11 protein-coding genes, 1 pseudogene and 1 riboswitch are annotated in these 8,155 nt (G+C 62.6%); of the genes and pseudogenes, 2 read left to right on the forward strand and 10 right to left on the reverse strand.

What is annotated here, in order from left to right; genetic code table 11:
* The 4 genes and pseudogenes from EN932_RS39750 to EN932_RS22830 all read right to left on the reverse strand — a co-directional run.
* A pseudogene (locus tag EN932_RS39750) lies at positions 1 to 136 on the reverse strand (ribokinase); the annotation flags it as partial.
* Positions 133 to 1,173: an ADP-ribosylglycohydrolase family protein gene (locus EN932_RS22820; RefSeq protein WP_013530803.1), complete on the reverse strand. Its 1,041-nt coding sequence runs from the start codon at positions 1,171 to 1,173 to the stop codon at positions 133 to 135. The pseudogene EN932_RS39750 and the gene EN932_RS22820, both read right to left, overlap by 4 nt.
* 3 nt (positions 1,174 to 1,176) lie before the next feature.
* Positions 1,177 to 1,902: a GntR family transcriptional regulator gene (locus EN932_RS22825; protein ID WP_013530802.1), complete on the reverse strand. Its 726-nt coding sequence runs from the start codon at positions 1,900 to 1,902 to the stop codon at positions 1,177 to 1,179.
* A 228-nt stretch (positions 1,903 to 2,130) separates the two neighbouring features.
* Positions 2,131 to 2,400, reverse strand: coding sequence for a DUF982 domain-containing protein (locus EN932_RS22830; protein ID WP_013530801.1), 270 nt, complete (start codon positions 2,398 to 2,400; stop codon positions 2,131 to 2,133).
* Between the two features lie 84 nt (positions 2,401 to 2,484).
* Between EN932_RS22830 and EN932_RS22835 the strand changes: the two genes are divergently transcribed.
* Positions 2,485 to 2,742 (forward strand): hypothetical protein, encoded by a 258-nt coding sequence (locus EN932_RS22835; RefSeq protein WP_013530800.1) that lies wholly within the window; start codon positions 2,485 to 2,487, stop codon positions 2,740 to 2,742.
* Between the two features lie 284 nt (positions 2,743 to 3,026).
* Here EN932_RS22835 and EN932_RS22840 read toward each other — a convergent pair whose 3' ends face one another.
* The 6 genes from EN932_RS22840 to EN932_RS22865 all read right to left on the reverse strand — a co-directional run bounded on the left by EN932_RS22840 (position 3,027) and on the right by EN932_RS22865 (position 7,621).
* Positions 3,027 to 3,281 (reverse strand): DUF3309 family protein, encoded by a 255-nt coding sequence (locus tag EN932_RS22840; protein WP_348630084.1) that lies wholly within the window; start codon positions 3,279 to 3,281, stop codon positions 3,027 to 3,029.
* Positions 3,282 to 3,511: 230 nt separating this feature from the next.
* A complete protein-coding gene (locus EN932_RS22845; RefSeq protein ID WP_245465016.1) occupies positions 3,512 to 4,165 on the reverse strand; it encodes an isoprenylcysteine carboxylmethyltransferase family protein in 654 nt (217 codons plus the stop codon).
* A 214-nt stretch (positions 4,166 to 4,379) separates the two neighbouring features.
* Entirely contained in the window at positions 4,380 to 5,402 is a 1,023-nt protein-coding gene (locus EN932_RS22850) for an ABC transporter substrate-binding protein (RefSeq protein ID WP_063168553.1), read from the reverse strand.
* The gene (locus EN932_RS22855; RefSeq protein WP_063168554.1) at positions 5,395 to 6,162 is read right to left on the reverse strand and encodes an ABC transporter ATP-binding protein; all 768 of its coding nucleotides are present in this window, start codon (positions 6,160 to 6,162) and stop codon (positions 5,395 to 5,397) included. The genes EN932_RS22850 and EN932_RS22855 overlap by 8 nt, the downstream gene beginning before the upstream one ends.
* A complete protein-coding gene (locus tag EN932_RS22860; RefSeq protein WP_245465018.1) occupies positions 6,159 to 6,920 on the reverse strand; it encodes an ABC transporter permease in 762 nt (253 codons plus the stop codon). The genes EN932_RS22855 and EN932_RS22860 overlap by 4 nt, the downstream gene beginning before the upstream one ends.
* Positions 6,921 to 7,012: 92 nt before the next feature.
* Positions 7,013 to 7,621, reverse strand: a complete 609-nt coding sequence (locus tag EN932_RS22865; RefSeq protein WP_127369708.1) for a YkoF family thiamine/hydroxymethylpyrimidine-binding protein — start codon at positions 7,619 to 7,621, stop codon at positions 7,013 to 7,015.
* Positions 7,612 to 7,725: riboswitch (TPP riboswitch) on the reverse strand. (Overlaps the previous gene by 10 nt.)
* Before the next feature lie 183 nt (positions 7,726 to 7,908).
* Here EN932_RS22865 and EN932_RS22870 point away from each other — a divergent pair.
* Positions 7,909 to 8,155: hypothetical protein (locus EN932_RS22870; RefSeq protein WP_128369090.1), on the forward strand; the 247-nt coding region annotated here is incomplete at its 3' end.

Consider the following 8,155-nt stretch of genomic DNA (forward strand, 5'->3'; position numbering starts at 1 on the left):
CCATCATGTTGAAGCCGCCGCCGGCGACCTGGGCAAAGCTCGATGCCGTCTTTTCCATGCCGGGCGCCGGCAGGGCGTCGATGCGGTAGACATAGTCGACCACGGCACTGCCGACATGGACGAGACGGCCGCTCATTCCGCCGCGTCCTTGCCGGAACCGATTTTCGCCATCCTTGCTGCCACGAGATCGGCGGCGAGCGCGCGAACCTCCGACATGTCGAGGCCGACAAGCCGGGCGATATGCTGTTGCGGCAATCGGGAAAAACCGCTGCAGGCGCCGGCCATGCCGGCAGCGATGGCGCCGATCGTATCGGTGTCGCCGCCGAGATTGGCGCTGATGACGGCTGCTTGCCATGGGTCGCCACGCGCGACTTCCAGCACGGCGAAGGCCGCCGGAACGGATTCCTGGCTGGCGACGCCGGTGCCAACCAGATCGGTGATCAGCCGGATCGCATCCCTGATCGCCTTGCCGTGTACGATGTCTTGCGCCCAGACGATGCGCGCGGCGATGTCGCCGCCGGTCACCCAATGTCCGAGTGTCGCCCCTCGCCTCGCCGCCGCGACCGCGCTGGCGGAAGCGTCGCGCCAGCCACCGCCGGCGACGCCGCGGCTGACGGCTGCCGCAACGGCAGCGGCGGAGGCGATGGCAATCGAGGTGTTGTGCGTGGCCCGGCAGGTCTCAGCCACCTTGCCGACGAACCCTTCCAACGGTTCGAGCGGCATCATGATGCCGACCGGCGCGATACGCATCGCCGCACCATTGGTGTCGCCGCTGCGCCCCGCTTCCTCAGCCGGCACACCATTGTTGATGGCGTCGATGGCGCGTTTGGTCGATGGCCCCAAAAGGTCATAGCTGCCACGCGCCTTAACCTCGCGTTCCCAGTCGAGCAGCGCATTGACCCAGCGCGCATGGTCGAAACGGTCGCCGGATTCGACCAGGATGCGGCCGAGCAGCAACGCCTGCTCGGTATCGTCGGTGATGGTGCCAGCGGCCAGTCCCTTCGACACCGGATGATCCGGGAAAGGCTCGATGAAATCCTCGACATGGCCGTAAAGTTCGGCAATGCGAACCGGCGACAAAAGCTGCGTCGGCATGCCGAGCGCATCGCCCAGCGCTCCGCCGACAAGCGCCCCCATGGCGCGGTCAATAGCCTTGCTGGTTGCATCCGACATCGCTCAGAACCTCATATGCAGCGCAAAATGCGCCGGATTGAGCAGGCTGGTGACGTACTCGATCGGCCGGTCGTCGGCGGCGCGCGTCAGCCGGCGGCCACGCAGGAAAGGCGTGCCTTGCGGGCAGCCGAGGATGGCCGCATCCTCGGCATTGAGCATCTCGATCTCGACCCATTCCTCGCCATGGTCGGGAATGAGGCCGGCGACGCGCAGCGTCTGGTGCAGCGAGCCCTCGCGCAATCCGCGCAACGGTACGTCCTCGAGCTCGGAGGACAATGGCAACCGGCTGCGCTCGATGGAGATCGCATGGCCGTCGCTGGCGTTGGTGCGCACCCGGTCGACGGCGATGAAGAACGGGCTTTCGATGCCAAGCAGCGCAGCCAGATCGGGGTCTTCGATGACCTCCAGCCGCAGCGTCCGCGTCTCGGCATTGGCGCCGGCATCGGCCAGCGCGCGCGACCAGCCGATCGAGTCGTCGACCGGCTTGCCGTCGAAGGTGACGAACGAGCCGATACCAACCTTGGTCGTGATCAGCCCGCGGCTGGACAGTTCCTCGAGGCCTTTGCGGACCGTATTGCGGCTAACGGAGAAGCGCTGGACGAGTTCGTTCTCGCTTTGAAGGCGGTCGCCGAAACCGAGGACGCCGGAACGGATCTCATGTTCGAGGACGGTGGCGATCTGCTCGGGCTTGCCCGTGCCGGGAGACAGTTGAACCGCGCGCCGCTTCATAAGGGTACCTGTTCAATGAACCTGTATAATCCTGTTCAATACCGAGGCCCGGATGCTATGTCAACAGATGCCGAAGACTGACCAACAGGCAGCGAAATGTGCGGGATAACCGTGCAGGGCGTGCCGAGAGGCAGGTCAATAGCCCTGAAAAGCCGGTCGGCGATCGCCAAAAAGAGGCTACATCAAGGGGATGGAGCCAGATCCTGATTCAATTTCACCAGGGGCAGGCTACGGGATCGACACCTCACGCGGTTCGACGAGGATGTCCGCCTCGATAGCGGCGTTGATGAACGCCGCTCTTGCCGCCGAGACTTCTTTCTTTCCCTCGAGCACGGCCAGACAGGCCTTGCGGGCAACCATATGCTTTTGCCCGGTCGCAACCGGCCAGCGGTTCAGCAGGATGTCGGCAGCCTGAGCGACCCGCTCCACGTTGAAGATCGAGTTTCGCGATCGGCCGAGCGCAATCCTGACCGGCTCATCGAAACGCTGATCTTGCACGATGCCACTCCCCAAAGTCGGCATTCATCGATTCGCGGCCTTCAACCCCGAGCAATGTGATAGGTTCTGCGCCAAAGGTGCAAGATGTCCGATTCCAGTGGCCAGAAAAATCCCAGGCTGATCGTCGTGGTCGCGTTCGATCGCGGTGAGGATGGCGAGTTGTTCCCAGCCTTTGGACCCGCCGACCAGCAGAGCGAGGATCGCGCCATACGCACCGCCAGGGCTCTGACGGCAAAGCATTCCGGCGTCATCGCCTGGAGCCGTGAGGCCGATCCGACGCTGGGCGAATATGGTCCGCCGAACACGCTCTTCGTCAGCGGTGACGTGCCTGACATGGAGTAGTCGACTGGCGCCAGTATCTGAACGCCTCGCCCATAGGGTTTGATGCGAGCCGGTTTTCCCTCGCCAGCAAGCAAAAGCCCGCTACGGTGAACCGGAGCGGGCCTTGGAGGAGGACAAGGGGTGGGACCCTCTCCTCTTGTTTCCACGGGGGGGGGTGTGGACCGCAATGACCATACGAAAGTTTTGCAGAGTGCAGGATCACAAGCCGGCTTGCCTGCATCACAATCCGGTGCACGCCGACATTGGGGCGCTCACGAGATTGCGATCAGTTGGCGATAACTCGGCTAGATGCGCCCGAGTACGACAAGCACGATGACAATGAGCAGCACGAGCCCAAGGCCGCCGCCGCCATAGGAGCCGGCGCCGTAGGATTGAACGTCGCAGCTGCGATGTTCAAAAGACGAGCGCTCCAAAGGCCTACCGTTCCGCGATTGTGGCGGGCATCGCGCGGAAGAAGTCACGCCAGCAACAGAACAGCCATCCAGGTGATGGCAACCAGAATTTAATTCCGGCACGCCTGTGGACCGCAGAAAGCCCACCAGTGTGGCGGGCTTTCCGATCGGCCGGAGATGGCGAGAAGCCGATTGCAGAAGCAATTACGCGAGGTAGTGAGTTTCAGCTTCACAGAGAGAATACTGAAATTGAAGTGTGGTATATATATCTCAAAATTTCTGAAATAATAAAGTTGTAATATTAGTTTGCACAAACAATGCGCAGGTCTATTGACGATCAACGTTGCCAGTGTGGTTGCTGCGCGCCGGGGCGCTTGTCAAACGACGCCGTAGAACAGCCTGTAGTGGACGCGCTTCATATAGTCCCGATACTCCGGCGTGACGGCCAGCAGCGCCTCTTCACGCAGGATGCGGTGCACCTGGAAGAAGGTGATCACCGCGTAGACAGCTAGATTGTAGAAGGAAAAGGCCGATAGCAGGAACAGGACATGGCCGGCAAGATAGCCGGCATAGATCGGATGCCGTACCAGGCGGTAGGCACCGCCTGTCATCACGCCGCGATTGCCCGGCAGAATGGCGAAAGAACGCCCCAGCGATATCTTTCCCCAGATCACGAACCCCAACGCCAGGGCCTGCAGCGGCGCCGCAACATGGACCGGGATGATGGCCACGCCCGGCTCCAGGTCGATGAAACCGACACCGAAGCTGGCGATCACGGAGACAACCACCGTGAGCGGGTTCCAGTCGCGAACCTTCGGCCGACGCGACAGAAGCAGCCAGGTAAAGGTCAGGATCTCGGAAATCGCCACCAGCGCCACATTGATGCGCGTCGGGTCGAGCATCAGGTGATACACGCCGCGGTAGACGAACATGCCCGCGAAGGCCAGCGCGCAGATCCGAAAGAAACCTTCGCGCAAATCCACCAGGATCTCACGCTTTCGGGCTGCGGACAGAATCGTGCCGTCACTCACGTGCGAAAGCGCCTCGCTTTTTGATATCAGCAATGCAAACACCCCAATGATCCCTCAGGGCGACCTTTGCACGCAACCATTGCCGGGCAGTTAATCAACAAGATCAGATCGGTCTTAAACTGGCTGTCGGGGAGCCAGGGCGCCACTTCCAGACGACCTGCTCCACGCGGTCGCCCAGAAAGACTGACGACCCATGTCATTTGGTTTTGCCAGACTAGCTCAGATAGTCGTTGCGGAAATAGCTCCCGAAATCCGGGCGTCGAGCAACCAGCTTGCCGTCGGAATCGCGCAAAATGCCGGAGGCGAAGAGATAGTCGCCAATCGCTTCCATCTTGGCCGGATCCATCGTCCCGATGGCCCCGCTTTGGCTGCGTAGATAATGGCCGTCGATCAATGCCTTCAGCGAGGCGTGGATCAGCGCCGGATTGGTCAAGGCATCCTTGTTTGCAGCGATCAGCAGGGTTGCCGCATCGTCGGGGTGGTCGACAGCGAACTGGTAGCCGCGTCGCGTCGCCTGAACGAAGTCGGCCGCAGGCTTGGGATTGGCCTGGAGATAGGCTTCGCTCGAAGAGATCAGCGTCGTGTGCTCGTCAGGCACGCCATAATCGGCATAGACGAAGCTGCGCTGTTTGACGCCCCTGAGTTCGGCTTCGACACCCTCCCAGGTCGAGACTTCGAGCGTGAAATCGACCGACCCATTGGCCAGCGCCTCATAGGCTGAGGTGCCGAGCGTCACCGTCTCGAAATTGCCCTTGCCGCCGTCGTGGCGGATGATGGTCGATATCAGCGCGTTTTCCCAGGCACTGCCGAAGCCGCCATAGATCAAGCCGTCGAGGCTTCTTGGGCTTTTGATCTCGTTGCGTGCCGCATTGAAGACCACGCGGCCTGTTTCGGATTGCACCACCGCATAGACGCCCTTCAGATCCGCCCCGGCGGTTCTCTGGGTGAACAGGCTGATGGTGCCGTTGATGCCGAAATCGGCGACGCGGTTTGCGACCAGCGTGCCCGCACCGGTATCGCTGTAGGGCAGGATGTCGACCTCGAGCCCGGCTTCGCGATAAAACCCTTTGTCGCGGGCGACGAACAGTCCGATGTGGTTGGTATTGACCGTCCAGTCGAGGGCGACGGTGACCTTTTGTGCCGCCGATTGTGCTCGAGCCCGACCCGTCCCGGCAATCAAGGGAAGGCCGGTGGCAAGGGTCAGCAACAAGGCCTGCCGACGCGTCAAGTCAGTCATGATCGTGTCCTTTGGATGGATTGGGGTTGAGGATGATGTCGAGGATTTCGGCCTCGAGCGCGCTTGCCTGGCGCGCGGCATCGCCGCCAAGGCTGCGCGGGCGCGGCAACGGCACCCTGATTTCACGCACGATGCGGGCCGGGCGCGCCGACAGCACATAGATGCGGTCGGACAGGAACACGGCTTCGCGCACGTCATGGGTGATCAAGAGCGCCGTCCAGCGATGATGCCGCCACATCTGTTCGAGCCAGCGCTGCATGGCGGTGCGGGTCAGCGCATCGAGCGCGCCGAACGGCTCGTCGAGCAGGAGCATGTCGCGCTCCTGCACCACGGTGCGCAGCAAGGCCGCGCGCTGGCGCATGCCGCCGGACAGCTGCGCGGGAAAATGCCGCTCGAAGCCGGCAAGCCCGAATTCGGCAAACAACGGCGCAACGCGCGCCCGCGCCGCCTGTCTCCTCATACCTTGCACTTCGAGCCCGAGCGTCGTGTTGTCGAGGATGCGCCGCCATGGCATCAGCGCGTCGCGCTGCGGCATGAAGGCGAAGTGCCTTCCGTGGTCGTCGAGCCGCGCGCCGTCGAACAACATCTCGCCCTCGCCATGCTCGGCGCCGGTCAGAAGCTGGAACAGCGTCGACTTGCCGGCACCCGAGGGTCCAAGGATCGAGACGAACTCACCAGCGCCGACGCTGAGCGAAATATCGGCCAGCACGTCGAGCCCACCGAACGCCTTGTGCACATGCCGCAGTTCGAGCCGGCTCATCGCCAGGCCCCCTTCCCGGCAGTTTCCCTGCCGGCTCGCTCCCAGGGCATGGCAAGACGCTGCAGCAACACGGTCAACCCGAACAGGACAAGGGTCAGCGCCGCGCTGACACCGACGGCGGCAAGAACCAGATCAGGACGGAAATTGTTCTTGGCATTGAGCATGTAGATGCCCAGTCCCTTTGCGGCACCGGCATACTCGGCGAAGATGGCGCCGACCACCGCATAGGTGATGGAGATCCTCAACCCGGCAAAGAAGTAAGGCAGCGCCGAAGGCAGTCGCGCGAGCAGGAAGATGCGCCAGCGCCCTGCCCCCATGGCGCGCAGCATTTGCCCGATCTCGGCCTCGGTCGCCTCATAGCCTTCGACCAATGCGACCAGCATCGGAAAGAAGGTGACCAGCGCCACCAGCATGATCTTGGGCGCCAGCCCGAAGCCGAACCACAGCACCACCAGCGGCGCGACCGCCACCAGCGGCAAGGTCTGGCTGACGATGAAGACGGGAAACAACGCACGCCGCAGCGGCTGGAAGAAGTCGACCAGCATCGACAGCACGAAGGCGGCGCTGAGCGAACAGGCAAAGCCAAGAAGCGTGGCACGGATGGTCGGAACGGCATTGTCGGCCAGCGCCTCGCGATTGAGCATCGCTTGCTCGAAGACGCGTGACGGCGCCGGCAGTATCGTGGCCCTGATGCCGGAATAGGCGGCATAAAGCTCCCACGCCATCAGGAGCAAACCGGCCGAGATCATGGCCGGCATTGCCTTGACGAGAAAGCTCGCGATCGGGCGCGAAGCGACTGATGATGAGACCACGGGAGATAACCTTTGACGGCCGCGAGAGCGGCGCGGCTTCAGACGGCCGACGGGCTGTTGGCCGAGACCGTGACGTCGAGGGTTACGTGGCCAGCGCCCGGTCCGAAACGGCAGAAAGCCTCGTCCAGCGCCGAAAAGATCGCACCGGCGTCACCGCGCAGTTTCGTGCAGAAATGCTTGGAGCGCTCATAGACGCCGGACTGCTTGAGAAAGTCTATGCAGCCGTAGATCTCGTCCATGTGGTCGTCTGTGCCCATCACATAGAGCGAGAACTGCGCCGCCGCCGGCTGGCCGGTGGCAGCAGCATTGCGCACCGCCGCGACGGCCGCATCTTTACGCGGGCCGAGTGGCCCGACGGGCCTGCCAAACGCATCGGAGCGGCAGATCGGATCATCCGGCTCGCCCGGGCAGCCGCGCGAGATGGTGGCCGACAACACGCAATGTTTGCCGCTGCGTGCCGCCGCCACGAAGAGGTCGCGCATGGCAGGAAACAGCACTTCGGGCGGCCCGACCAGCAAGGTCGAGATGTCGTCGGTCTCGATCCTGAGTTTGTCGCGCCAGGGATCGAGCGCACCGAGCGCGCCAAGGATGACACCGACGAAATCGTCGGTCATGGGATATAGGGAAATCTGTGCGCCTGAAAACATCGCCCGCCTCGCTCCGCTGGTATTACCCAGATCAGCTTCTAGGGTCTGTGGGCTTGCCGCCCCCGTCTCAGCCCCGACCGTACGGAGCACCCCTGTGGATGTGCGCCTTAAAGCATCATTCGAGTTGAAGGAAAAGCCGTTTTTTTATCGCACTGCGCCAAAAGCATTGCGCCAGGGCGGGAGCGGTTGGCTCTGCCGGCGCGAGAATTTATCGGGAACCTTCACCAGGCCGCGAGGTTGTCCCACCAGTCGCTACGCGACGAGTTCACAGACAATGGAGACAAACCATGTTCATGAAAATCCTCGCAGCTTCGGCGCTCACCATTGGCCTGGCGACATCGGCCATGGCGCAGAGCAATGGCACAAGCGGCACCGACGGATCCGGCGGCAGCGGCAAGTCGGTCACCGTCGACCCAAATACGCCGGCTTCGCCGAACACGGTAGACCCCGGCACGACCAACAGTACGACGGTAGCACCGGGCGCCACGAATTCAAACGCGGATGAAAATTGCCCTGCCCATCCGCAGGGCGCAC

The organism is Mesorhizobium sp. M7A.F.Ca.US.002.01.1.1, from assembly GCF_004022955.1.
GTDB classification, from domain to species: Bacteria; Pseudomonadota; Alphaproteobacteria; order Rhizobiales; family Rhizobiaceae; genus Mesorhizobium; species Mesorhizobium ciceri.